Consider the following 1,002-nt stretch of genomic DNA (forward strand, 5'->3'; position numbering starts at 1 on the left):
CGTTTATACTTGCTTGGAATGAATTTTTATTTGCAGTCGTATTAACGAATGATATCAATGTTCGACCACTTACCATTGGGATCGGAATGCTCATTGGTGAGTTTACAACGGAATGGAATGCCTTAATGGCCTTATCATTCATGGCAAGTGCACCGTTAATTATTGTATTTTTGTTTGTTCAAAAATACTTTCTGCAAGGGCTTACAGCTGGTAGTGTTAAATAATGTTTGGGCAGGGGTTTATATGTCTAATCAATTTGTTTACAAATCTTAAAACAGATTCCCCGTCCCAGGTGATCGTTTTACCAGAAGATTCTGGTCTTAAATATGTCGGTTTTTGAGCATGCAAAATTCAAAAGAGGGAAAAATGACAAGATTTGCAAATGATAATAAAATAGTGTGTCATCTAAGCGGAAAGGTAAATATTCATACAAAAGGATTGAGTTTAAGAAATATTAGGAATCATTTTTCCTGAAAAAATGATGTGCTGTTATCAAAGTAAGAAGCATAGCGAAGAAAAAGTAGGATTCGACGCTGCTGGAATAAGGAAAGCTAAGTGCTTGAAAAATGAGTAGTTTAAATAGCTACTCATTTTTTGCTATAAATCAATAATTAAAAAGAAACCAAAATAACAAGAACATATGTTCTCTTTTTGTTTGGATTATGATAAGCTAGAGGTGCAATAGAATAGGATTTCTCAAGGGTGGTCGGCTCACTCCCAACAGAAAGGGGGGATGCTGAATGACAGTTTTCGAAACCTTAATGATTATGATTGCTTTTGCGAGTCTAATCGTAGAAGTACTGTCATCTAAACAAAAATAATCCACCCTTGAGTTAAGAGGCTCGGGTGGATTATCACTCTACAATAGCCGACCCCTTTGATGGAACCATCTATTGCTTGACCGGACATGTTGCTGCATGTCCGGTTTTTTTTAATTTATTCATTAATTAGTTTTATTATAACTGATATTAATGTTATTGCAAAATTTTCAACTAATATTTG

At 34.4% G+C, this 1,002-nt stretch carries 1 protein-coding gene and 1 pseudogene; both read left to right on the top strand.

Annotation, left to right across the window (positions count from 1 at the left end):
- A pseudogene (locus tag V7266_RS28125) lies at positions 1 to 224 on the top strand (carbohydrate ABC transporter permease); the annotation flags it as partial.
- A 516-nt stretch (positions 225 to 740) separates the two neighbouring features.
- Entirely contained in the window at positions 741 to 821 is an 81-nt protein-coding gene (locus V7266_RS30845) for a putative holin-like toxin (RefSeq protein WP_420491514.1), read from the top strand.
- The last annotated feature ends 181 nt before the right edge of the window (positions 822 to 1,002 follow it).

Source organism: Neobacillus drentensis, from assembly GCF_036965645.1.
In the GTDB taxonomy this organism is placed as follows: domain Bacteria; phylum Bacillota; class Bacilli; order Bacillales; family Cytobacillaceae; genus Neobacillus; species Neobacillus drentensis_D.